Source organism: Rheinheimera sp. (assembly GCF_036782235.1).
Taxonomy (GTDB): domain Bacteria; phylum Pseudomonadota; class Gammaproteobacteria; order Enterobacterales; family Alteromonadaceae; genus Pararheinheimera.
On sequence record NZ_DAIPZL010000008.1, the window covers coordinates 41,982 to 67,100 of the forward strand.

General features: G+C 49.5%; 21 protein-coding genes, 1 tRNA gene and 1 riboswitch. Of the genes, 9 read left to right on the plus strand and 13 right to left on the minus strand.

Annotated features, from left to right (window positions below):
* Positions 1-103: 103 nt before the first annotated feature.
* From V7P87_RS10455 to V7P87_RS10475, 5 genes are all read right to left on the minus strand, one after another.
* Positions 104-188 (minus strand) — tRNA-Leu (locus tag V7P87_RS10455).
* Positions 189-582: 394 nt separating this feature from the next.
* Entirely contained in the window at positions 583-1,536 is a 954-nt protein-coding gene (locus V7P87_RS10460) for an isopenicillin N synthase family dioxygenase (RefSeq protein ID WP_333797383.1), read from the minus strand.
* A gap of 26 nt (positions 1,537-1,562) precedes the next feature.
* Entirely contained in the window at positions 1,563-2,777 is a 1,215-nt protein-coding gene (locus tag V7P87_RS10465; RefSeq protein ID WP_333797384.1) for a NupC/NupG family nucleoside CNT transporter, read from the minus strand.
* Between the two features lie 356 nt (positions 2,778-3,133).
* Positions 3,134-3,766, minus strand: a complete 633-nt coding sequence (gene udk / locus V7P87_RS10470) for a uridine kinase (protein ID WP_333797385.1) — start codon at positions 3,764-3,766, stop codon at positions 3,134-3,136.
* Positions 3,767-3,937: 171 nt separating this feature from the next.
* Entirely contained in the window at positions 3,938-7,090 is a 3,153-nt protein-coding gene (locus V7P87_RS10475; RefSeq protein WP_333797386.1) for a TonB-dependent receptor, read from the minus strand.
* Positions 7,091-7,448: 358 nt separating this feature from the next.
* Between V7P87_RS10475 and V7P87_RS10480 the strand changes: the two genes are divergently transcribed.
* Positions 7,449-8,615: an endonuclease/exonuclease/phosphatase family protein gene (locus V7P87_RS10480; protein WP_333797387.1), complete on the plus strand. Its 1,167-nt coding sequence runs from the start codon at positions 7,449-7,451 to the stop codon at positions 8,613-8,615.
* Between the two features lie 103 nt (positions 8,616-8,718).
* Here the strand turns inward: V7P87_RS10480 and gpt are convergent, their stop codons facing one another.
* The 3 genes from gpt to V7P87_RS10495 are packed head-to-tail and all read right to left on the minus strand — an operon-like array spanning position 8,719 to position 11,170.
* Positions 8,719-9,189: a xanthine phosphoribosyltransferase gene (gene gpt / locus V7P87_RS10485; protein ID WP_296299742.1), complete on the minus strand. Its 471-nt coding sequence runs from the start codon at positions 9,187-9,189 to the stop codon at positions 8,719-8,721.
* A gap of 10 nt (positions 9,190-9,199) precedes the next feature.
* A complete protein-coding gene (deoD, locus tag V7P87_RS10490) occupies positions 9,200-9,901 on the minus strand; it encodes a purine-nucleoside phosphorylase (RefSeq protein WP_333797388.1) in 702 nt (233 codons plus the stop codon).
* 57 nt (positions 9,902-9,958) lie between these two features.
* Positions 9,959-11,170, minus strand: coding sequence for a phosphopentomutase (locus V7P87_RS10495; RefSeq protein ID WP_333797389.1), 1,212 nt, complete (start codon positions 11,168-11,170; stop codon positions 9,959-9,961).
* A gap of 434 nt (positions 11,171-11,604) precedes the next feature.
* Positions 11,605-11,766, plus strand: a riboswitch (molybdenum cofactor riboswitch).
* Here V7P87_RS10495 and moaA point away from each other — a divergent pair.
* The 6 genes from moaA to moaE all read left to right on the plus strand — a co-directional run bounded on the left by moaA (position 11,758) and on the right by moaE (position 15,371).
* The gene (gene moaA, locus V7P87_RS10500; RefSeq protein WP_333797390.1) at positions 11,758-12,729 is read left to right on the plus strand and encodes a GTP 3',8-cyclase MoaA; all 972 of its coding nucleotides are present in this window, start codon (positions 11,758-11,760) and stop codon (positions 12,727-12,729) included. It overlaps the preceding riboswitch by 9 nt.
* A 71-nt stretch (positions 12,730-12,800) precedes the next feature.
* Complete coding sequence (gene mobA, locus V7P87_RS10505) at positions 12,801-13,451, plus strand: molybdenum cofactor guanylyltransferase (RefSeq protein ID WP_333797391.1); 651 nt, start codon at positions 12,801-12,803, stop codon at positions 13,449-13,451.
* Positions 13,444-14,013 (plus strand): molybdenum cofactor synthesis domain-containing protein, encoded by a 570-nt coding sequence (locus tag V7P87_RS10510; RefSeq protein ID WP_333797392.1) that lies wholly within the window; start codon positions 13,444-13,446, stop codon positions 14,011-14,013. Before mobA ends, V7P87_RS10510 begins: the two co-directional genes overlap by 8 nt.
* A 30-nt stretch (positions 14,014-14,043) precedes the next feature.
* Positions 14,044-14,607, plus strand: coding sequence for a cyclic pyranopterin monophosphate synthase MoaC (gene moaC / locus V7P87_RS10515; protein WP_333797393.1), 564 nt, complete (start codon positions 14,044-14,046; stop codon positions 14,605-14,607).
* Entirely contained in the window at positions 14,600-14,848 is a 249-nt protein-coding gene (locus V7P87_RS10520) for a MoaD/ThiS family protein (protein ID WP_333797394.1), read from the plus strand. The genes moaC and V7P87_RS10520 overlap by 8 nt, the downstream gene beginning before the upstream one ends.
* A 4-nt stretch (positions 14,849-14,852) precedes the next feature.
* Positions 14,853-15,371 carry a molybdopterin synthase catalytic subunit MoaE gene (gene moaE / locus V7P87_RS10525; RefSeq protein WP_333797395.1) on the plus strand — a complete coding sequence of 173 codons (519 nt, stop codon included), beginning with the start codon at positions 14,853-14,855 and terminating at the stop codon, positions 15,369-15,371.
* A gap of 89 nt (positions 15,372-15,460) precedes the next feature.
* Here the strand turns inward: moaE and V7P87_RS10530 are convergent, their stop codons facing one another.
* The 4 genes from V7P87_RS10530 to narL all read right to left on the minus strand — a co-directional run bounded on the left by V7P87_RS10530 (position 15,461) and on the right by narL (position 21,614).
* Positions 15,461-17,194 (minus strand): thiamine pyrophosphate-binding protein, encoded by a 1,734-nt coding sequence (locus tag V7P87_RS10530; protein ID WP_333797396.1) that lies wholly within the window; start codon positions 17,192-17,194, stop codon positions 15,461-15,463.
* 167 nt (positions 17,195-17,361) lie between these two features.
* The gene (locus tag V7P87_RS10535) at positions 17,362-19,500 is read right to left on the minus strand and encodes a CHASE domain-containing protein (protein ID WP_333797397.1); all 2,139 of its coding nucleotides are present in this window, start codon (positions 19,498-19,500) and stop codon (positions 17,362-17,364) included.
* A gap of 163 nt (positions 19,501-19,663) precedes the next feature.
* Positions 19,664-20,893 (minus strand): molybdopterin molybdotransferase MoeA, encoded by a 1,230-nt coding sequence (moeA, locus tag V7P87_RS10540; RefSeq protein ID WP_333797398.1) that lies wholly within the window; start codon positions 20,891-20,893, stop codon positions 19,664-19,666.
* A gap of 64 nt (positions 20,894-20,957) precedes the next feature.
* Positions 20,958-21,614 (minus strand): two-component system response regulator NarL, encoded by a 657-nt coding sequence (gene narL / locus V7P87_RS10545; protein WP_333797399.1) that lies wholly within the window; start codon positions 21,612-21,614, stop codon positions 20,958-20,960.
* A 315-nt stretch (positions 21,615-21,929) separates the two neighbouring features.
* Between narL and V7P87_RS10550 the strand changes: the two genes are divergently transcribed.
* Positions 21,930-23,546, plus strand: a complete 1,617-nt coding sequence (locus V7P87_RS10550) for an antiporter (protein WP_333797400.1) — start codon at positions 21,930-21,932, stop codon at positions 23,544-23,546.
* Between the two features lie 90 nt (positions 23,547-23,636).
* Here V7P87_RS10550 and V7P87_RS10555 read toward each other — a convergent pair whose 3' ends face one another.
* Positions 23,637-23,975, minus strand: coding sequence for an ArsR/SmtB family transcription factor (locus tag V7P87_RS10555; RefSeq protein WP_333797401.1), 339 nt, complete (start codon positions 23,973-23,975; stop codon positions 23,637-23,639).
* Between the two features lie 205 nt (positions 23,976-24,180).
* Here V7P87_RS10555 and V7P87_RS10560 point away from each other — a divergent pair, with 205 nt between their 5' ends.
* Positions 24,181-25,119: a permease gene (locus tag V7P87_RS10560; protein ID WP_333797402.1), complete on the plus strand. Its 939-nt coding sequence runs from the start codon at positions 24,181-24,183 to the stop codon at positions 25,117-25,119.

Sequence of the window (25,119 nt, forward strand, 5' to 3'; positions counted from 1 at the left end):
CCGCGAAGCGCTAACACCTGAAGCTAGTGTGTCTACCAATTCCACCACCGAGGCAAGTGTTTTGCGTATTTTTCAATACGACTTTTTTATTTGTCTGCGACTTTGGTGCCTAGGGGGGGACTCGAACCCCCACGCCGCGAAGCGCTAACACCTGAAGCTAGTGTGTCTACCAATTCCACCACCGAGGCATATGCCGCCGACGCCGTGCATATTATGCGCCGGGCGCATTTACGTCAACCTGCCTTTGCAAAAAATCCGACATTTTTAAACTGATCGTTTAAATGTTCAGCAAAGCTGAGGTTATTTTGCCAAAAAAGTCGCTTGCCCCTGCTGCGGCCTTGGTTCAACACCCCGCTATATCTTTTTCAACGCCTGCAAGCATGGTCAATCTGCTGCGACTTTGCAGAGACTGTGACCCCGCAGGTCAGCAAGCTGATGGTTATATAGGAGGGGAAACTGCCGGACTCTGTTACAAAGGCCATCAGCGATAAAAATTGCCCCAAATAAAAAGGCCACCGCAGAAATTGCAATGGCCTCTGATGGTGACTGAACTTTATCCGCTGTTACACGAATATCAGCCTGTTAATATTTGGCTTTTTTTAATAAACCAATTTCTTCCAAACGCTGCATCAGGTAATCGTTGGAGTTGATAGGCTCCGGATAACGATTTGGGTTTTCCGCGCTGATACAGGACTCCAGCGTTTTAATGACATAATCCGGGTTCGGATGCATAAAAAACGGAATCGAATATCTTGGCTGACCAGCTGCGGCGCCGGCCGGGTTCACCACCCTATGGGTAGTGGACGGCAGCACATGGTTGGTCAGGCGCTGCAACATATCACCGATATTCACCACTATAGTGCCTTCAATAGTCGTCACTGGTAACCAGCTGCCGTCACGGCGCAGAATTTCCAGCCCTGACTCATGCGAGCCTACTAATAAAGTGATGAGATTAATATCTTCATGCTGACCAGCGCGGATAGACTGGGTTGAAGTATCGGCAATTGGCGGGTAGTGAATTGGCCGCAAAATAGAGTTGCCATAATTCACTTTGTCAGCAAAGTACTTTTGGTCTTGTTTTAAGAACAAAGCCAAAGCTTCAAGCACCTGACAACCCAGTTTTTCCAGCGCTGAATACAGCGCATAAGTGGCCTGTTTAAATTCCGGCACTTCTTTAGGCCAGACATTTGGATACAGGCTTGGGTGTGGTGCCGGGCCGCTGAGCTCACGGCCAACATGCCAGAACTCTTTTAAGTCCGGATGTTTGCTGTCTTTGGCTTTTTCAACACCAAATCCGGTGTAACCGCGCGCCCCACCCTGCCCAGGCTGGTGGTACTGCGCTTTGACTTCAGTCGGTAAAGCGAAAAATTGTTTAATCACTTTATAAGTGTCAGCTACTACTTCATCCGGAATACCGTGGCCACTAATGCCACAGAAACCAAATTCAGTGTAAGCCTTGCCAATTTCGGCAACAAAGTTTTCTTTGTCGGTGGCAAACCGTCTGATATCTAAGGTTGGGACTTGTTGTTGAGTCATAGAACAGACCTGTTTTACTTAAGTTTTTAGCCTAAAGAGAAGAAAAAGCCTGCAATAGCAGCGGACATTAAATTTGCTAATGTTGCGGCAAACAGTGCTTTTAAACCCAGCTGTGCAATGTCAGGCCGACGACTTGGCGCCATGCTGCCAAGACCACCCAACAGGATGGCAATCGACGAGAAATTAGCAAAGCCACATAACGCTATGGTTACGATTATTTGCGTGTGCTCAGAGAGCTTGCCTTCCTGTACATACTTGATGAAGTCCAGGTAAGCCACGAATTCATTAATCACTAGTTTTTGACCGATAAAACTACCGGCTAACCTTGCTTCTTCCCAGCTCACACCCAGGATAAAAGCCAAAGGCTGGAACACATAACCAAAAATAAGCTGTAAGGTTAAACCTTCCATGCCCACCATGGCGCCGGCCCAGCCGACAATGCCATTAATTAAAGCAATCAAACCCACAAATGCCAAAAGCATAGCCCCAACGTTTAACGCCAGCATTAAACCACTGGCCGCTCCTGAAGCTGCCGCATCAATGACGTTGGTGCTGCGCTCTTCAACGCCAATTTCAGTCAGGGTATTTTTGGGCTGTTCTGTTTCCGGCACTAAAATTTTTGCCATTAACAAACCACCAGGCGCCGCCATAAAACTGGCCGCAATCAGGTATTTCAGTTCAACACCCATACCGGCATAACCTGCCAATACTGAACCTGCCACAGATGCCAGACCACCCACCATCACGGCAAATAACTCTGAGCGGGTCATGGTTGGAATAAAAGGCCGCACCACCAGGGGCGCTTCAGTCTGACCCACAAAAATATTGGCTGCTGCGCTCATTGACTCAGGGCGGCTGGTGCCAAGTAATTTTTGTAAGCCCCCGCCAATCACGCCAATGACAAACTTCATCACACCTATGTGATACAACACAGCGATTAATGAAGAGAAGAAGATAATGACGGTCAGCACGTGAATGGCAAAAACAAAACCATATTTCATCGCGCCGGCGTCACCAAAAAGGAAACGAATACCTTCCTGCGCATAAGAAATCACGTTACCTACGGCAACAGACACGCTCATCAGCACATCTTTGCCAAAAGGCACATAAAGTACAAAAGCACCAATGGCCAGCTGAATGGCAAAAGCACCACCCACTGTGCGCCATTTGATCTGGCTTCTGTGTGTTGACGCCAAATAGGCGACTAATAAGATGGCAAAGATGCCAACTAAACTCATCATATTGATATTCCTTGGATCTAGATCCGCAAAGCTGCAGAATTATTGTTCTAGTGATGCCGGATTCCTAGGATAGCACCAAAAGATCAAGTAGTTACAGTTTCGAAGCGGGAGGCCGTCAGCAGAGCTGCCGAGGCTTGAGATTGCTTGTCTGGGGTTGTCTAAACTTGAAGTTTTGCTGCGCGATTATAACAGAAAAGCTACAGTTGAAAAGAGTTTGAACTCAGTCGGATGTTTACCTAGGTTTGGCTAAAATTTAGCTTTTATTTCATTCGCTTAACTTTAGAATTTTGTGGCAATTGAAAAGTTCCAGCGCAAAAAAAACCGCCGAAAAGGCGGTTTTTTTTAGCTTATACGGCTTAGCTTGCTAATAGAGCCCGGATCTTGGTTTTAATAATATCAATGGCAATTTCGTTTTTACCACCGCGGGTCACCACTAAATCGGCGTATTGTTTGGATGGTGAAATAAACTCAAAAAAGGCCGGACGTACGTAGTTTTCGTATTGTTCGGTGATAGAACTTAAAGTGCGGCCCCTGTCTTCCATATCTCTTTTAATACGGCGTAATAAACACACGTCCAGCGGCGTATCCATAAACACAGTAATATTAAACTGCTCGCGCAAACGGGCATCTGTTAATAACAAGATACCTTCCACCAGAATCACTTTGGCCGGTTGCACCTTGATGGTCTCGATTTTACGGGTATGGGTTTTATAACAATATTGCGGCATTTCTACCGCCTGACCTTCCCGTAATTGTTGTAAATGCGCAGCCAGCAATTCATGTTCAAAAGCGGCTGGGTGGTCGTAGTTGGTCAACACCCGCTGCTCCATCGACAAATGATCCTGATTGCGGTAATAGGCGTCCTCTGCCAGCACTGATATACGTTCCCCGCCAAATTCAGCAACAAGTTCCTGATAAACGGTAGAAGCGAAAAGACTTTTGCCTGAGGCTGAAGCGCCGGCAATTGCAATAATGGTAGGTTTGGCCACGGTTATGTTCTTATCAAGATGAAATAAGCGTAATTATCGCGAATTTACGCCAAATTAGAAATAATTAATCTCTGCTTAACTTCAGGCTTTGGCCTGAATCAGCCAGACTTCAGCATAAAAGAAAACGCCGGTCTGTCGACCGGCGCTTTTTTTATACAGACTACTGTGTTATCAGAAGTTGTAGCTTACGCCAACTTTCATACGCCAGGTAGACTTTTCTGTGTAGAACTTGTCCCAGTTACGCTGGTTCGACGTGATGTTGTTGTAAACATAGTGGTAAGTGTTCTGATCTAACGTGAAGTTAGCCAGAGTGATGTCACCGAAGTCATCGCCGTAAACTTTACCTTTGCTGCTGTCGATCAGGTTCAGTAAGTTTTCGATATTCAGATATACCGAGCCTGTATGGCCTTCAGCAAAACCTGGAATTTCCTGACGCAATGACAGATCCAGTGTAGTTACCCAAGGAGTTGTTTTCACGCCTTTAGGCAGGTATTGACCCTGGTACTGATCCAGACCTAACTGAGTTACACGCTCCCAGAACGTAGCTTCTGCAGCAGGGTTGGCAAATTTAACAACTGAATAATCGCCTTTTACCGGGATAAACGGCAGGAAGTAGTTGTTAGTGGTGCCAGGGCTTAACTGCACGTACGGGTTGGTCGCTTGTGGACCGTTGAAGTCAGTTACACCTAACAGGTAGTTAATTGGCTTACCTGAACGACGCTCATAGAACATGCTGACGTTAGTTGCATAACCAGAGAACAGCTCAGTTTCATAACCAAAGTTCACGACAAAACGGTGTTCAGTCTCGAATGTAGAACGACCTAACAACATTTCGTTACGGTTGATCACCGGGTTGTTACCATAGTTACTGCCGGCTGTTGAGCTGGTCGCTGGGGCACCTTCAGTAATGTCCTGGTGGGTGTACGACGTCACAACACTGATACCGCTGTCCCAGTTTTTGCTCAACATGGTGCTGAAAATCTTTGAACGGCCATCGTCTTCAGCATTGGTTAACATAATGTCAACAACACCGTCAGTGTCACGGTAGATCTTACGCTGACCATCCGGAGTAGTTGCGATCTGTTCAGAAGGCAGAATACTTACGTCTTTCCACACTACGCTGTCTTGTTTTTGTACATACAACAGCTCTGTGGTCCAGTTAATGTCATCGCCGATCACTGGCAGGCTGAATACGTAGTCAGCAGCCAATTGGTAACGCCAGTCAGACGGCAGATTGAAGTTTGGATCAACCAGGTTAGTGTTACCACCAGTGGTGACACCGGCAACAGCATCTTTTAACGCCTGTGGAATTTGATCCAGCTTCACACCGGTCAGGTTATTCAAAGTACGGTCACCAGTTCCGATACCAACGTTTGAATAGCTGTTAGAAATCCACACTGTTGGCTGACCACCAGAGAAGCGGCCAACACCACCGCGTAAAGTCAGGTCTTCAGTTGCAGTATAAGTGAAACCCAGACGTGGCAGTAAAATGTCAATGCCATCTAAGTTTTCGCTGTTGTCATAGCCAGTACGCGCCTTAGAAAAAGCGTTAAATGCTGGTTTGTCGTTTGAACCTAAACGTTCATAACGTAAACCAACATTCATCGTCAGGTCGTCAGTGGCAGCCCATTCATCATTGATGTACAGCGCATGCTCGTCACGAACAAAGTCTGCCGCCGCATCATTTGGATTATGGCTGATAGCGTTCTGGTAACGGACGTTCGCAATTTGGTTTTGGAAGTTCGCCAGGCTGCTGAAAGTGTACTGACCCTTAGTACGCTGTAAGAACAGGTTGAATATGTCTAAACGCTTAAACTGATAACCAAAGCTGATGCGGTGATCGTCCATCAGGTAATCGCCATCAGCAGCAAGGATCCAGGTTTTTTTCTGCAGGTCATTTGAGTGACGTGACAAGTCGCTACCGATAGCAATAGTGGCTGTCTGGCCTGGGTTACCACCAAAACGTGGCACAGTGATAGATACATCACCAAAGTCTGACAGTGATTTCTGCACTGTCGCAACGTCCATATAAGTTGCACTTAACTGAGTGGAGAAATCAGAGTTCCAGTCAGAGTACAGTTTAAAGGCGTGGTTATTCAGGGTTTCTTCTTTGTTGTACCAGTTTGAAGATAAACGCATCACAGTTGATGAAGACTGGTTACCTTGCGTCTGGTTACCCTTGTTGTACTGGTAGGTGTAGGCAGCACGGTGTTCGTCGCTGATGTTCCAGTCCAGTTTTAACAGTAATTTTTCATCAGTTTCTTCCGGAATCACGTTCCAGTCACCGGCATCTACACCGTACACAGAGCGCGCGATGTTCACAACCTGGTCAATTTGTTCCTGAGTCACGGCAGTGGCATTTGACAGACCAGCACCTGACGGGCCCCACTCCAGCGGAGGAGTTGCGTCATAACTTTCAGCAGAAATAAAATAGAACAACTTATCTTGTACTACGGCACCACCTAAGGTTGCAGCCCAGTTTTTGTTGTCATATTCCAGCGGTACTTCGCCTTTCGGGTTTTGTGCAGTGGCAGCAAAACGGTTTTCCGGCGTGCCAGCTAAGCTGTCGTTTTTGATTTCATATTTGAATGAACCAAAAGTATCGTTACCACCAGATTTGGTCACGGCGTTGATTTTACCGCCCTGGAAACCACCGTCTTTGGCGTTAAAAGGTGATACGTCGATAGTGATCTGGTCAATAGCGTCAAAAGAAATTGGAGAACGTGTAGTTGGGTAACCGTTAGCGTTCAGACCAAAGTCATCATTCTGGGCAATGCCGTCAACGCTGATGCTGTTATAACGCGGGTTGGTACCAGCAACGCTTAACTCACCGTCTTTTGGTGATAACACCGCTAATGGGTTGTTTTTAACGATATCTTTCAGGTCGTTGTTCAGGCTTGGCGCGTTTTTGATGTCATCTTCGCCGAAGTAGCTGCTGCTGCCGTTGTTGGCAGTGGCAATCGAAGCGCCAGTCACAGCAATACGTTCAACGTCGTTGGCTTGTAATTGTTTGTTCAGCTGGTAAGTGTCGCCCAGTTGCAGAAACACGTCATTGACAGTTTCGTCAGCATAAATGTCTGAATCAACGATAATTTTGTATGGACCACCAACACGTAAACCAGAGGCAACAAAACTACCGCTTTCGTTAGTGGTTACAGTGCGGCTGGTGCCTGATGGTACGTGCAGAATAATAACTTTGGTACCTGCGGCAGCTGCGCCTTCAGGATTAGAAATACGACCACGGATTGCTGAAGAAGTATCAGCCATGGCGTAGCTAGAACTTAAGGCCACGGCAACTGCCATAGCAATATGTCTCATTTTCATATCTGTTTTCACCCGGTAGTTGTAGGTTGTATCAAACCCTGATTAAAGCAAATCGTTGTTTAATTTTGGGAGACGAGCTTAACGCAGTAACATTACGTTTTTTTTACAGCCTTGTTTGACCTTTAAATTTATGCAGATTAGTTGAACTAACCCAATTAGTTGCGGTCAAAAGCGCCTCTTGTCAAATCAGTGTAACATATCAGACCAGAAATATGCAGACTCCCAACAAAGTTTGCTCAATATTTCGCTGAATTTTGCCGCAAAATTCAGCATTCTAGCCATCTAATTGCAATATTTCTGGGTTAAATTCGACTTGTTGCATATGCTATTGCCACTTTTACCAAATGGATAAAATCAAATGAAAAAGACGGCAGCTTTGCTGACTTTATGTTCTTTCCTCACCGGAGCTCTGCCTGTGACCGCCACTGAACTCACTATCGCTACTTTTAACGTCAGTATGGAAGCAGAAAATTATGTGGAAAAGGGCCAGCCTATCGGGCCACAAGTGCTGTCAGAGCGCTTAAAGCAAGGTGACAACCCACAAATCAAAAATATCGCTGCCATTATTCAACAAGTGCAGCCCGATATAATTTTGCTGAACGAATTTGATTATATTGCCGATCCTCAAGCCGGGGTGCAGCTGTTTATCGACAACTACCTGGCAAAATCTCAGCAAGGCGGCAAGCCGCTTGATTACCCCTATTTTTATTACAATACCGTCAATACCGGCCAGCCCAGTGGTTTTGATTTAAACAACGACGGTAAGGTCAATACACCTGGTGAAGACGCCTGGGGTTTTGGTTTTTATCCGGGCCAATATGGTATGGTGCTGTTATCGCGTTTCCCGATTCACCAGCAGCAAGTACGCACTTTCCAGCATTTTAAATGGAAAGATATGCCGGGCCATAAAACCACGCTCAAAGCCGATGGCAGCCCCTGGTTTAGCCCAGACGCCTGGCAGCAGATGCCGCTATCGAGTAAATCACACTGGGATATACCACTGAATATCAACGGCAAACCCCTGCATATTTTGGCCAGCCACCCCACACCACCGGTCTTTGACGGCGCAGAAAACCGCAACGGCCATCGTAACCATGATGAAGTGCGTTTTTGGGTGGATTACCTGTCGGGCCAGTCGTATTTTTACGATGACAATGGCCAGCAAGGCGGTTATCAGGCTAAAGCCCCTTTTGTGATTCTGGGTGATTTAAATTCCTCCCCGGTGGAGGGAGATGCATTTCGGGACGCTATTCAAACGCTGCTCAGTCACAGTGCCGTGAACAGCAGCCCAACGCCAACCAGCAAAGGGGGCGAATTGCATAGCAATAATAATCCGCATGCCGCCAGTCACACAGCAGGTTGGCGGATGCGCGCCGATTATGTATTGCCGTCAAAAGCAGGCATAAAGGTCAAACAAAGTGGGGTGTTCTGGCCAGCGACAGGTGAGCCTCTACATCAAGTGGTCAATAGCCGAGGCGCCAGCTCAGATCACCGTCTGGTCTGGGTTAAACTGCAGCTGAAATAACCTGAGCCAAGGCTCAGGTTGCACTTTGTGCAACAAATACAAAATAATAAAAAAGCGCCATCAGGCGCTTTTTTATTGGCTACATCAAGACTGCTACGCAGCTTTATTGTTCCGCCAGCGGTCGGCTGTAAGCCAGCTCCATATCCCAGGGCAACTGGATCCAGGTGTCCTGCTCTATGTCGGTGATATATTTATCCACCAACGGTTTGCCTTGTGGTTTGGCATACACAGTGACAAAACAAGCTTGCGGGAAATGTTCACGCAGTGCTTTGGCTGTTTCGCCGGTGTCGACTAAATCGTCGACAATCAGTAGCTTAGGGCTGTCTTTGAGGGCAGCATCTTTTAAAATTTTCAGTTCGCGCTGCTGGTCATGGTCGTAGCTTGACACACAGATGCTGTCCACCACCCGGATATTCAGCTCACGCGCCAGAATAGCGGCAGGCACCAAACCACCACGGCTCACCGCCACTATGCTGTCATACTCGCCGTCCAGGCATAATTTGGCCAACTCTTTGGTGGCACGGTGAAAAGCTTCCCAGGACACATAAAACATTTTGTTGCTGCTCAGCGACATAACAGGCCCCTTATGCCAGTGCCAACGCGATTTCAACCATCTCGTTAAAGCTGGTCTGACGCTCATCCGGGCTTAACGATTCGCCGGTACGGATATGATCCGACACTGTCATAATTGCCAGCGCGTTAATGCCAAATTCGGCGGCGACACCGTATAAACCGGCCGCTTCCATCTCAACCCCTAAAATGCCGTATTTTTCCAGCGTATCAAACAGGGTTTCGCTTGGGTTGTAGAACAAATCAGAAGTGAAAACATTGCCCACTTTAACGCCGATATTTTTGGCGCGTGCGGCGGCAACAGCACGTTCTAATAAATCAAAACTGGCCAGGGCGGCAAAATCCATGCCCTGTAAACGATTGCGGTTCACTGCTGAGTCTGTGCTGGCGCCCATAGCTATCACCACTTCACGCACTTTCACCGACAGCGGTAAACCACCACAGGAGCCAATACGGATAATGTTTTTTACACCATAAAACTTCACCAGTTCAGTGGCATAAATCGACATTGAAGGTACGCCCATACCAGAGCCCATCACACTCACGTCTTTGCCGTTATATTTGCCGGTAAAACCATACATATTGCGCACTGTGTTAATGCATTTCACGTCGGTTAAAAAGGTATCGGCAATATGTTTAGCGCGCAGCGGATCGCCTGGCATTAATACAGTTTGGGCAAAAGCGCCTACTTCGGCATGAATATGTGGAGTGGTCATTGATTGTCTCTTATCAGTTATCTGTTCGTTGTTTTAGTCAGTTGTTGTCTGTTCGTTTTATTTACGGGTCTGGGCTAAAAATGACTCACCATAAGCCAGTTTTTCCAGACCAAAAAATTCGGCCAGCGTTTGGCCCATGTCGGCAAAACTTTGTCTTTGCCCTAAATTGACCGCCGCTACTTTGGGGCCACTGAACAGCACAGGCACAAATTCGCGGGTGTGTTCGGTGCCAACCCAGGTCGGATCACAGCCATGATCGGCCGTCATCAGCAGCACTGAGTCTTCATCAAGCGCTTTGATAATTTCCGGCAGGCGGCTGTCAAAATATTCCAGCGCTTCACCATAACCTATCGCATCACGGCGATGGCCGTAGTTCTGGTCAAAATCCACCAGATTGGTAAAAATCAGGCTGCGATCCGGCGCCTTGGCAAATTCAGCCAGCGTGGTGTCCACCAAAGCGGCCAGGCCATTGGCTTTCACGCTTTTACTAATCCCCTGATGGGCGTAAATATCGGCAATTTTACCAATGCTGACCACAGTGCCACCGGCCTGGGTCAGCTTATCCAGCAGTGTTGGTGCCGGTGGTAATACTGAATAATCCTTGCGGTTACCGGTACGGGCGTAATTGTCTGCCGCATCACCCAAAAACGGCCGTGCTATCACCCGGCCGATATTGTAAGGGTCCAGCAACTCTCTGGCGACTTCACAAAAGTGGTAGAGTTTATCTAAGCCAAAATGCTCTTCATGCGCAGCTACCTGAAACACACTGTCGGCAGAGGTGTAACAAATTGGCATGCCAGTTTGAATATGCTCATCACCAAGCTTCACCAGAATATCAGTGCCTGAGGCATGACAATTGCCGAGAATACCGGGCACACCGGTGCGGGCACATAATTCGTCAATCAGCTCTGGTGGAAAACTCTGTTGTTTATTAAGAAAATAACCCCAGTCAAATAACACAGGCACACCGGCAATTTCCCAGTGGCCACTCGGGGTATCTTTGCCACTGGACAATTCCGCCGCAAAACCATAAGCGCCCTGCACCGGCTCTAAATCGGCCACAGCTGCCATTTCAGACGAAGCCCCAAAAGCAGCTTTCACCAGCCCTAAACGTGCCAGATGCGGCAGCGCCAGTTGCCGGCCTTTGGCTTTGGCAAAAGCACGCGCAATACTGTTAAAAGTGTTGGCGCCGGCATCACCAAATTTTTCGGCATCTGGTGCACTGCCAATACCAAAACTATCCAGAACCAGAATAATTGCTTTAGTCATCGTTATTACCTCGGTTGACTCTGCACTCAGACCACAGTTGTATCGCCTGAGTAAAAGCACAAAACCTTTGCTGTGCTTTGCTGGTTTTATCAGAAGCTGTTTATCTCAAACCTGCTCTTGTAAAAATAGCCCAGAGTCCTGCACTTATGCGTGTGGTATTGCTTTAGAACGGAAATTGCCCGGCTGAACGCCCAACAACAAATCCGGTCAGTCAGACCACAAAAATAAAAAGGGCACGCAGCTTAGAACGAAACAAAAATTTTAGCAATCACTTCAGAAATAGCCTGAATAAAGCCGGCTTTTTATCCGGCCATGCCGGCAACAGGGCAGGCATAAGGCGCCAAACAGCAGAGCAGCTGAAGCACTCCGCATACCCCTTAGGGAGTAGCCAAAAGCCCCCTTCAAGGTCATAACAATCCCCCGTCTCTGCCTCTACCATAAGCACAACGCCGAGCTGTGCAAGCTAAGTCCTGATATTCCGGATAGGTGATTGCCACATGCAATCCGCCTGCAGCAGCCGTGGCAATTGGGCCACCGGGCCTGACGGGAAACGGTCAGACCTCCCCACTCAGGAAAGGTGTGTAGTGATGCTTCAAGATCAATTTAACCGCCGCTTCAGCTACTTAAGGCTGTCGCTGACGGAGAGTTGCAACTTTCGTTGCAGCTACTGCCTGCCAGATGGCAATGAATGTGCAAGCCGCGCGGAAGAGCTGACGCTGCCGGAAATTAAACGTCTGGTGACCGCCTTTGCCCTTTGTGGCACCCGCAAAATCCGCCTGACCGGCGGTGAACCCAGCTTGCGCCGTGACTTGTGCGACATTATTGCCACCTGTAAAGCAGTGCCTGGCATAGAACAGGTCGCGATGACCACCAATGGCTACCGGCTTAAACGGGATATTCAAAGCTGGCTGGACGCAGGGCTGGATGCACTCAATGTCAGTGTCGACAGCCTAGATCCCGCCACTTTTGCGCTGGTCACAGGTCAGGACAAACTGCCGGATATTCTGGAAGGGATTGACCTGGCCAGCAGCCTTGGCATTAAAAAACTGAAACTCAACACAGTACTGCTACGTCAGCATAATGCCGGTGAACTGCCCGACTTTATGGCTTTTGTCAAAAACCGTGCTGTGACTTTACGTTTTATTGAACTGATGCAAACCGGCGACAACAATGCCTTTTTTGCCCGCCAACATCTGTCTGGCGACAGTATCAAGCAGCAGCTGCTCGCCGCCGGCTGGTTATTGGGTGTCAAAGACGCCCATGCCGGGCCAGCGCAGGAGTTTTTCCATCCACAGCATCGGGGCGGCATTGGCCTTATCATGCCTTACAGCAAAGACTTTTGCGCCGACTGTAACAGGCTCAGGGTGTCGAGCCTTGGCGAGCTGTATCTTTGTCTGTTTACCGAACAACACCGCAGTTTGCGTCATTTGCTGACACAGGACGATCCCGAAGCTGTGCGGCAGTTTTTACAACACAGCCTGCAGTTTAAAAGCAGCAGCCATGCCCTGGCCGAGCACAACACCGGCGCCACCCGCCACCTGGCGATGATTGGCGGTTAAAACACCCAGGTTAAAGTGCGGCAGTAAAAAGGCATTTGATGCAGCTTTGTGACAACAGGCAGGTTTTCGATATGACAGACCAAAAACAACACCACAGCAGCGCGGCCAATCCGCTTAAAAGCGCTATTATTCTGGCCGGCGGCCGCTCCAGCCGGATGGGACAAGACAAAGCCCTGTTGCAACTGGCCGGACAAAGTCAGCTAAGCCGCACCGTAGCGCTGGCCAAAGCGGCGGGCTGTGACCAGATTTTAATCAGCCGCAATCAACCCGGTTTTATTTATGATCTGTACCCTGGCGCTGGGCCTTTAGCCGGTATTCAGGCGGCCTTATCACAGGTGCATGCACCAAGCTGCCTGCTGCTGCCGGTGGACACGCCACTGCTGGAACCACAGCTGCTGGCTCTGTTATGGCGGTACCCTTGTGCCAGTTTCGAAGCTTCACCGCTGCCTGCCGTGATCCCAAACAACAGTGCAGTGCGACAGTGGTTGTTACAGCAGCTGCAACAAGCCGCCGCCCACAACCAGCCAACAAGTTGTGCCCCTGGTGCCGCTTTATCGGTCACTGCGCTACTGCACTATTGTGGCGGTCAGAGCCTGCCTTGCCCTGTGCCCGAAGCCCTATTAAACACCAATACACCGGATGAGTGGCAACAAGCCACAAGGCGTTATCAGCGCCAACAACAGCAGTATCAAATGCTTCAGGAGATCACACCTTATGGCTAAAACCGCCAAAGAGTTCCAACCACTGTCAGTGGTGGTGCTGACAGTGTCCAGCCGCCATACACCGGCCACCGACAGCAGCGGCGATCTGATTTGCCATCTGTTGCAACAAGCCGGCCATCAGCTCAGCCACAGGGCCATAGTGGCGTCGGATAAATATCAAATCCGCGCTGAAGTATCGCGGCTGCTGTGTGAAAACCAGCATCAGGTAATTTTACTGAATGGTGGCACCGGTTTTTCCGCCGACAACTGTACTGTTGCCGCCATCAGCGCTTTGTTTGATCAGCAAGTGCCCGGCTTTGGTGAGCTGTTCCGCCAGCTGTCTTTTAGCGATATTGGCAGTGCAGCTTTGCAATCAAATGCCGTCGCTGGCCTTGCCAATCACAAGCTGCTGGTGGCGATGCCGGGCTCCCCTTCTGCCTGTGAACTGGCGATGCAACAGCTGGTGCTGCCGCAGCTTGATGCCAGACAAGGTCCGTGCAATTTTGCGCCTCTGCTATTGCAGCCGGTGAAGGCCGACGGCAGCGCCCCTCTTGATGAAACCCGGTTATGTTGCCCACGCTGACTGGCCGACCTAACCCAAGGAGAAGATGAGATGCCACAAGATTTAACCAGCACAACCATGGCAGCCAACACTGAGCTGACGCATCTGAGCCAGGATGGCAGCGCCCGCATGGTGGATGTGGGCGGCAAACAACACAGTCAGCGCCAGGCTATTGCTTCGGCTTTGGTACAAACCACACCAGCGGTGATTGCATTATTACAAAGTGCCGGTCTGAAAAAAGGGGATGCACTGGCCTGTGCCCGTATCGCCGGCATTATGGCGGCCAAAAAAACCAGCGATTTGATCCCCTTATGCCATCCGTTGGCACTGAATAAAGTAGAAATTGAATTCAGCCTCGACGAAAGGCTTGGCCAGCTACAGATTGTTGCCACCTGCGCCGTCAACGGCAATACCGGCGTGGAAATGGAGGCTTTAACAGCTGCGGCCGTCAGCGCCCTGACCATTCACGATATGTGTAAAGCTGTGGATCCGGCACTGGTGGTGAGTCACATTCAGCTGGAGGAAAAAACCGGTGGTAAATCCGGACTCTGGCAAAGAGCGGCTTTTTTAACTCAACGCAAAGCACAGGCAATAACGGAGCAACCTCATGATTAAAATCCTGTTTTTTGGGGCACTACGCGAAAGATTACAATGTGCCGGCCTGCAAATGCCGCTGCATACCCCTTGTGCTGTATCTGAGCTGCTCAACCAGCTGCGCCAGCAATCTGCGCTTTTTGCCGGCGCTTTGGCAGACGACAACCTGCTCTGTGCATTGAATCAGCAACTTTGTGGCACTGAGGTGCTGGTTCAGCCAGGCGATGAAGTGGCGTTTTTCCCACCTGTCACCGGAGGTTAGTCTGATGCCAGAACTCAATATGCCAACAGCACAACAGCAGAAGGAACAGCCGCAGAAAGAACAACAGTTACAGCCTAAGTTCGATATCCGGGTGCAAAACGCTGATTTTTCCCTGCAGGATATTTATCAGCAGCTGGCTGCCACCCCTTATTGTGGTGCTGTGGTCACTTTTGTCGGTTTGGTGCGGGATCATCCACAGCTGCAACTTCAGGCACTGGAGCTGGAGCATTACCCGGGTATGACCGAAAAAGCACTGCTGCAGATAGCCACTGAAGCAGCACAAAGATTTGCGTTAAAAGCTGTGTCGGTGGTGCACCGTATTGGCGTACTGGCACCACAACAACAAATAGTGCTGGTGGGCGTGGCATCGGCACATCGTGGCAGCGCCTTTGCCGGTGCCGAATTTATTATGGATTATTTAAAAACCAAAGCGCCGCTGTGGAAAAAACAATATGACGCCGATGGCGCGGCCTGGGTAGAAGCAAAAGTCTCAGATCAGGCGCAACGGCAAAAATGGCAGTAACAAGCTGTTCTTACGGCAAGGTCCAGCGCCACTTGCTTTGTTATACCGGTGCTGCAGCTAAAGTTGCTGCACCGGTTTTTCCATTGTTGTTAGCAGCCAGCCAAAGGCGCTGGCTTTTTTTGCGCCGATAAAAAACCTGCCGCAAATTGCTGTAATCTTGCACTGCTGCTGCCTGGCGGTAACATCACTTCAATCAATGAAAATCTTTTATCGTCCTGCAGTGCCTGCACAAAAGCACTTTCCAGCTGCGACAAACTCCACACCTGATAAGCCCCACCGCCCATGCCCCGCGCTATCGCCGAATAATTCCAGCCCTGCAACGAGGTGGAACTGAGCTCTGGCGAAAAGGCTTTAATCATCTGCCAGCCGCTGTTATTGAGCAGCAGCACCACAGGCGCAAAACCATAACGGGCACAGTGGCCAAGCTCCAGCCCTGTCATCTGAAAAGCACCATCGCCCACCAAAACCAGCGGTCTTAAACCACTGACCGCCTGCACCCCAAGAGCGGCCGGTACCGCATAGCCCATGGAGGCGTAATAAGCTGGCGCCAACAGATAAGTAGGCTTGACCTGTAAAGATGCAAACAAACAATCGCCAATATCACTGATCACAGGCACCAGCTTTGTTTGCTGGCTTAATAGTTGGTCAATCAAGGTTAAAGCTGAAGCAGAATTAAAGGCGGGCTGGGGTTCGGTTTCAGCTAAAGTCTGAGCCGGCACTTTCGCCGGTTCCGGCTTGAAGGCCGGGTGATCACAAGTGGCTGAGCGCAAGCTGTTATGCGGTAAACTACGGCTGACAAACTCCGGTAACGGCATCTGTAACAGCTGCTGCAGCAACGCAGCAATAGGCAAATCATGAAATATCACCCCAGCCATTTTTAATTCACCCTGCTGAATAAGCAGCAGTTTTTCCGGTGTAAAAATTTCCTGATGAGCGGCAAAATTACTGTCGTTCTGGATAACCCCTAGCTGAATAATTAAATCAGCATCGGCCAACAAGGCCAGTGCGGCCGTATCCTGTCGGTCAACAAAAACACCGGCATACTGCGGATGGTTTTGGTTGACACAGGCTCGCCCCAGCAAAGTGGTGAGCATTGGCGCATTCAGCCGGCTGGCGAGTTCTTCTACCAAAGACACAGCGGCAAAACGCCTGATGCCAATGCCACATAACAACACTGGTTTTTTCGCTTGCTGCAGCCGTTTTAACATAGCGTCACAGGCCAGTTGCAGCTCTTGCCGATATAAAGGATCCTGCCCCTGCTGCTGGCAATGCAAAGCCGCTATGGCTTGTGCCACCTGGGCATGAGCCAGTGGCCAGCAGGCAGCATCCCGAGGGATTTCAATCAGCACAGGGCGTGATTCACGCTGACAGGTCTGAATCGCACGACACAGGTCAGCAGCTGCGGTGTGCACATCGTCCAGCCGCACTTGGGCACAGGTAATTTCGCGGTAAATATCGCGTTGTGAGTCCAGATGTTTGGCCTGATGGTGGATATGTAAATCACGTTCGATTTCAGCACGGGACGGGAAACCGGCCATGATCACCAGCGGCACCTGCTCCACATAAGCCTGCGCCACCGCGTTCACCGCATTCAGTGCTCCGGCACCATAAGTAAGCAAAACGGCGCTTGGCTGATTGGCAAAACGGGCCGCCGCATCGGCAGCAAACACAGCCGAAGGTTCATGGCTGACATAATACAGCGGCAGCTTTTTCGCCTGCTCCAGCTCGGCAAAAAGCGGCAACACAAAATCACCCGGTATACCAAAAATTTGTTGCACACCGGCCTGTTGCAATTGTTGCAACAACAAATCAACTAAACGCATCAGTTCACCCTCAATCACTTGAATACAGCCAGTGTGAGCGCTCAAAAGACAAGGCTTGTTGACCTGGATCAAGCAAGTTACAGCACGCTAACAGCGCAAAAGAGGTATTGCTGGTGAGGAGAAATAAACGGCAGCCTGATCAGTCACGACAGTCGGCTGCGCCAGGCTCAGGCGAGGGGCAAATCAACATAAAAACAGCTGCCAACCCCTTCTTCTGAGCTAAAGCTGATGCGCCCATTCATGCGTTCCACCAGCTCTTTACAAATGGCCAGCCCCAGGCCTGTACCCTGTTGTCTTTTGCTACTGGAGGCATCGGCCTGACTGAATTTCTGGAAAATCATCGGCCGGAATTGTTGTGGAATGCCTTCGCCGCTGTCACAAACACTGATGCGGATAAAACCAGGCACAGTGCTGATCCCAAGCCTTACCACAGAATTGTCAGGCGAAAACTTAATGGCATTGGACAACAAATTGGCCAGCACCTGCTGCAAACGCAGGCTATCGACTAATACCGGCACATCTTCAGCCGGGCGGCTGAGCTCAAGCCGGATCCCCCTTTTGCTGCCTGAAACCTGATTGGCTTCCACACTGATGGTCAGAATTGGCATTAACAACAGGGGTTTGATATCAAAGCTCATACCACCTGCGGCAATTTTTTCCAGATCTAATAAGTCGTTAATCAGCAGCGTCAGTCTTTTGCTATTGTCATAAGCCACCTGCAACATATGTTGTTTGAGCGCTGCATGGCCTTCATCTTCCAGCACCTGATGGCACAATAAATCCAGTGCACCGGAAATTGAGGTCAGTGGCGTGCGCAGCTCGTGACTCACAGTAGCAACAAACTCATCTTTCATCTGCGCCACTCTTTTACGCTCGGTAATGTCGCTGAGCACCAGATACACTTTTTCCAACTGATGCGTATCCACGGCAAATTGCGGATATAAGTCCAGATTGCACCACAAATAAGCCTGCAATTCAGCATGCCAAAAACCTATCTCTTCACTGGTTTTACCTTCGCCCGACACCAACACGTCCAGCACCGGTTGCAGCGGCGCTGGCGGCAACGCTTGTGGCGGGTTGATTTGCCAGTCACCTGGCAGCGCCGAGTTGCCTTGCAACTGCGCCATGGTCAGTCCCATCAGCTTTAACGCAGCCGGATTAACATCCACCAGTTGGGCACTGGCGTTATAAATCAACACCCCCTGCCCCATATGTAAAAACAACTGATGAAAACGGGCTTCAGATTCGGCACGTTGTTTGGCTAACCGCTCGGCCAGCATCAGCGCCTGTTGCTGCCGGCTTAATAGCTCTAATACTAATAAAAACAATAAGCTGCTAATAGCCAAACCGGAAAGCGGCAAGGACCAGTTCAACAACGAATTGAATTGACGCTCAAAGGCCTGACGACTGGTTAGGGTTAATAACCATTGATGGCCATAAGCCGGGATCAGATAACGGCTGGAAAATAGCGCCTGATGATGAGGTTCTGGCTCGTGCCAACGTGCAGAGTTGTGCATCAGCGTTGCATCTGAGGCTGGTTCACCATCATGAATGGTAAAGTCCACCATCAGTTCTTTGTTGCCCAGAATGCCCCGCATCAGATCGTCCATCCGGTAAGGGCTGTAAACAAAACCAAATAACGCCGCCCAACGTTCGGCAGCAGTAGTAACGGGTCTGTTGTTATGAAACACCGGCACATACATTAAAAAACCGGCTTGCTGCGGGCCTTTAATTTCCTGTTTTAACGTCACTTTACCGGAAATGCTGGTGCTGTTGTGCTCCACCGCATATTGCATCGCTTTACGGCGTACAGACTCTGAAAACATATCGTAACCAAGGGCGGCCCTGTTTCGGTCGTTGTCGGGCTCCAGATACATAATGGCGGTGTAAAAATCACGTTGTCCTGCGGGGTACATCAGTGGTAAATGCTCGGCTTTTGCCATGGTCTGATAAACCGCAAGTTCGGCCGCCGGAATGGCTTTGACCACGCCAACCCCCTGAATACCGGGGTAGTTTTGTTCCAGTTTGAGCCTGGCAACAAAGTTGCGCCATTCTTTGCTGTCTACCTGCTCACTGGCATCAAATAAAGCGGCACCACTTAATAAAATTTGTTCGTGGCCCTGTAAGCGTTTTTGAATAGCAGCCAACACTTCGCGGTTATGGAGTTCAAACTCAGCCTCAGCCCTTTGCTGTTGATTAGTCAAAAGGCCATGCCATAAGGCTGCTGTGGCCAGCAAACCCAATAACAAAATCAGCCAGGCAGCAACGCCTCTTGGACTAAAAGCAGTTTGAACCAGTAATTTCATCAACAGAGACAAGGATTTATCATATTAATGTTGATTATATTAGCGCTAATTTTACACTCTGAATATGCGGCGAAAGTTTTATATGCAAAGGCCAGAACCCTTGCCCACAAAGCACAGGGCTTTAACTCAACCTTAATGTATGTAACAGGAAGACCGCTTTTTTTCATTTGAGCCAATCGGACAACAGCTGAACCTGCACCCACTCACCTGCCTCGATATCGGCCGACTCCAGCGCCAGCGGCACCAGACAATCGGCCGCCAATAACGAAGACAACATGCCAGAGCTGTCCATGGTAACAGGCGCGACCTGCAACTGCCCATCTGTCACGGAGAGCACAGCTCGCTGAAAATCCAGCCGGCCCGGTTTTTTGCGGAATTTGCGTTTAACCAGAGCAGCAAGCTCAAGCGACATTTTGCATGTTTCACCAGCGAGTTTACGCAAAGCTGGTTGTGCCAGCTGATCCAATGTAATCACAGCCGACACCGGGTTACCGGGCAAACCAAAAAACCAGCAGTGGCCAAGTTTGCCAAACGCAAAAGGTTTACCGGGTTTCATCGCCACCTGCCAGAAATTTATCTGGCCAAGCTCCGACAACACCTGACGGGTGTAATCAGCATCACCAACCGATACCCCGCCACTGGTAACAAGCGCATCGACTTCAGAGGCGGCCTGGTCAAAGGCGGCTTTGAGCAAAACCGGATCATCGGCAATCCAGCCATAATCAACCAGCTCCACATCCAGACGCTGTAACATAGCGCCTATTACAAATCTGTTGCTGTCATACAACTGACCTTCACCCAGCGCAAGACCGGGCGCCACCAGCTCATCGCCGGTGGACATCACTCCCACTTTCAACCTTTGATAAACCGGAAGCTCTGCAAAACCTAAGGTGGCAGCCAGACCAAGCTGCAAAGGGCCAAGGCGCTCGCCACGGCGCAGCACTGTGGCATCTTTGTTAATTTCACTACCGGCCAAACGCACATGCTCGCCCATTTTGGGTTCGATACAAAGTTGCACCAGACCTTCGTCAGTCAGCTTGACCTGCTCCTGCATCACTACTGTGTCCAGCCCCTGCGGCAGCTTGGCCCCTGTCATAATGCGAATACAACAACCCGCTGTTAATTCACCCTGATAAGGATGTCCGGCCAGACTTTGCCCAATCAGATGGAAAGTTTTGCTGCTGGCGACATCGGCATAACAAAAGGCATAACCATCCATAGCTGCATTGGTATAAGCCGGAATTTGCAAAGGTGAGTGAATGTCCTCAGCCAATACCATACCGAGCGCCTGAGACAAAGGCACTTGTTGCACCTGCTGGTGGCAGCTGACAGCTTCCAGCAACTGCGCAAGCGCCTGCTGAAACGACAACATTGGTTTTTTTTCCTTCGGCATAAGATAGCTCCGTATTCACAAGGCTCTGCTGCTGACGGTGGTTATTGCGCTGTGGTCAGCAGCACTAGCTGCCTTGACGCCCCTGGTGATTCACCATCCAGACCGCAGCTTCCACCCTGGAGCGTAAATTCAGTTTTTTCAGCAGGTGTTTGACATGCACCTTCACTGTGCCGTCGGAAATATCCAGCTCACGGGCAATCAGTTTATTGCTCTGACCTTTGGCGATCAGACTAAGAATTTCATATTCACGGTTGGTCAGGCTGTTAATGTCAGCGGCTGGTTTTTCCGCCGGACGGCGAATGGCGGTAGCAAGGGCAGCGTTCACGGCGTCGCTTAACACCATTTTGCCACTGGCGGCTTTTTTAATTTGCTCCAATAGTTCATCCGGATCTGAGTCTTTTAACAGATAACCGTCAGCGCCAAGACCAATGGCCTTAATCACATCTTCGTTACTGTCCGACACCGTCAGCATCACAATACGGGAGGTGACACCTTCGTCCCGCAGCCGTTTTAAGGTTTCCAGCCCGTCCATCCCCTGCATATTTAAATCCAGAATAATTAAATCCGGATCCAGTTCAGGCGCTGTGGTGAGTGCTTCAGCGCCAGACCCCGCTTCGACCACCACTTCAAATTCAGCCTCAAAAGCCAATAACTGGCGTAATCCTTTGCGTAGCAGCGGGTGGTCGTCCACCAGCATTACTGTGGTTTTACAATCTGACATCTTTTGCTCCAACACTGTCTGGGACTGATGCGCTTATGCTGCATGCTTGTCTGACCGATAAAGTTGATTTATATCATGTCTGGCGCAAAGACCGGACAAAGTGCAAAATGCCCGGAATTTCCCTTTGGCAAAATCACGAACATAAACCATTGTTTATAAAACAAAAATCTGAGAACCTCAGTAAAAATACCACTTTGTAGGTATCTATTCTGCCCAGGAAACCAGTTTGGACTAACTCCTCAGACTCATTGTGGCCTTGCCGCCATGCCTGCATAGTTTCATCGCACCTTTTGTGGGTTAGCTCGGAGTGGAACTATGTCGAATTTAAAACGTTGGGAGCCGGAAAACGAAACCTTCTGGCAACAGCAAGGCAGTAAAATTGCAAACCGGAACCTGTGGATTTCCATTCCCAGCCTGTTGTGTGGTTTTGGTGTCTGGATGCTGTGGAGTATTGTCACAGTACAAATGTTAAACGTGGGTTTTCCTTTTACCACCAGTGAATTATTTACCTTAACCGCTATTGCCGGTTTAACGGGCGCTACTTTACGTATTCCATCAAGCTTTTTTGTCCGGCTTTGTGGCGGCCGTTATACGCTGTTTTTAACCACCACTTTGCTGATGATCCCGGCTGTCGGCACGGGTTTAGCGCTGCAGGATAAAACTACACCGCTGTGGGTGTTTCAGCTAATGGCACTGTTATCCGGTATTGGCGGTGGTAACTTTGCCTCCTCCATGTCGAATATCAGCTTCTTTTTCCCGAAAAAACAGCAGGGTCTGGCTTTGGGGTTAAACGCCGGCCTGGGTAACTTTGGCGTCACCACAGTGCAAATTGCGGTACCGCTTTTTATGTCTTATGGTGTGTTTTCAATTTTTGGCGCCGGTGACCCAATGGTGCTGGAAAAAGCCAGTGGTACTGTGATTGGCACCATTGCGGCCGGTACTCAAACCTGGATCCAGAACTCAGGCTTTTCCTGGCTGATCACTTTAGTGCCGCTGGCTTTTTTATTGTGGTTTGGCACCAATAACCTGAACACCGAAGAAGTCACGCCCAAACTGCCAGCTGCGCCAGTTTCATTTGCCATTATTTTAGCCATGCTGGGCATTGGCTTTTTAACCTCGATCCTTGGTTTGTGGTTAATGTTGCCGGAAAATACCAATGGTTCAGGTTTTGGCATTCCCAAAGAAATTGTCATTATTCTGGTATTATTCAGCACTGTGATGTTGTTAAAACTGCTGCCGGGAGCCATCCGCACCAGCCTGGACAGACAGTACAAAATTTTTAATAACAAACACACCTGGGTGATGAGTGTGCTTTACATCATGACCTTTGGTTCTTTTATCGGTTTTTCCGCCGCTTTCCCGCTGTCAATTCAGGTGATTTTTGGTTATAGCCATATCATGGTGGACGGTGTGATGACCCACACCACGCCAAACCCCAATGGCCCCAGCGCTTTAACTTATGCCTGGATAGCACCTTTTATTGGTGCCTTGATCCGTCCTGTCGGTGGTTGGGTGGCGGATAAAGTGGGTGGTGCACTGGTGACGCAAATTTGTTCAGTGATCATGATTGTTTGTGCTTTAGGCGCAGCCTATTACATGCAACTGGCCTATCAGAGTGCAACGCCGGAGCAATATTTTGTGCCTTGTTTCCTGATTTTCTTAGGTTTATTTGCCGCCAGTGGTATTGGTAACGGCTCGACGTTCAGAACCATAGCCGTGGTCTTTCCAAAAGAGCAGGCTGGCCCGGTGTTAGGCTGGACATCCGCAGTAGCAGCTTATGGCGCTTTTTATATTCCTCAGGTACTGGGTGAACAAATTAAAGCCGCCACGCCGGAATACGCCATGATAGGTTTTGCCGCCTTCTACACTTTATGTCTGGTATTAAACTGGTTCTTTTACCTGCGTAAATCGGGTGAGTTTTATAATCCGTAACAAAACGGCATAGCTCAGGTTCTGTACCTTCATGATAAAAATGCCAGTCGCAAAGACTGGCATTTTGTTTTTTCTGTTTGCCAGTTTGGCTTAATCACAACAATTGCCCTGCGGTGCAGTCTGCGCTTGCGGCATGCCAATACAACATTCGGCATATAAAAAGCCCAAGAGCGCCTCCACGGTTTCAAAGGCTAAACTGCAATACAGGGTGCGGCCATCACGGCGCTGCGTCATCAGGCCCACCTTGCTCATCCGGCTGATATGATGAGACAAAGTGGAGCTCGGAATATCCAGCGCCAGCTGAATGTCTCCCACTGCGACCCCACTACGCCCTGCCCGTACCAATACCCTGAAAATACCAAGCCGGGTTGGGTGCCCAAGTTCAGCCAATTGGGCGGCGGCCAGTTCCAGTTCGCTGTTTACTTCCATTATCACTCCGCAATTTTTTGTCTGAAGCCCGGAACCACCTGTCACAACATCAGGACAGACGCGGTTTGCGCCAGCAGCTTCGCTTTGCAGTCTATGCTTTTTGACAAAATACTTCCACAAATATCGAAATATGATTTGACACTTCCATGTTTGTCGAAATATTATTATTTCCAAGATGTTCGAAATATAAACTTAAGGACAAACCATGAACGAGCCCATGTTTTCCCCTGCTTTTGCCGCCAGTGTTGAGTTTTTTATTGGCACCCTCGGCGAATTATTGTTGTTATTTATACTGATCAGCATGCTGGTGATGGTGTTGCAAGACAGGTTTCCGGCCGCACGTATTCAGGCCTTACTCAGTGGCGGCCGGGGTTACCTGACTGCGACAGCGCTCGGGGCCATTACCCCTTTTTGCAGTTGCTCCACGCTGCCGATGCTGGTCGGCATGTTGCGCGCCAATGCCGCTTTTGGCCCTGTAATGACCTTTTTGCTGACCTCGCCGCTGTTAAACCCTGTGCTGGTGGTATTACTGCTTAGCGTGTTTGGCGCAGCTTTAACCCTGCTGTACAGTGCTGCAGTGCTGCTGATTGCACTCACAGCAGGTGTGCTGTTGTCCTGGCTGAATTTTCAGCGTTTTGTCACGCTGCCTGAACTGAAGTCCTGTAGTTGCAGCAGCGATGCTGCTGTGGCGACTCCTGCACCAGCGCGGTCTTTTTCTGGTCCTTATCTGCAATCGCTGTTTGGCCGGGCTTTGACTGAAACCAAAAGTTTCCTGCCACACCTGCTGTTTGGAGTGCTGGTGGGCGCAGTGATCCACGGTTATATACCCACAGGTTTTTTTCAGCAGCTTGGCAATTTAAATCAATGGATTTTGATCCCGATCGCGGCACTGCTGGGGATTCCGTTGTATGTTCGGGCCAGTTCGATGATCCCGCTGGCACTGAGTCTGGTGGGCAAAGGCATGAGTTATGGATCTGTGATGGCACTGACCATAGGGGGCGCCGGCGCCAGTTTGCCGGAAATGATTATTCTAAAGCGGATTTTTCAGTGGCCTTTGCTGCTCGCTTTTATCGCTGTCGTGTTTCTGACGGCCTGTATCACCGGCTTTAGCATCGACTTTTTGCTGAACACAACAGGGGAATAA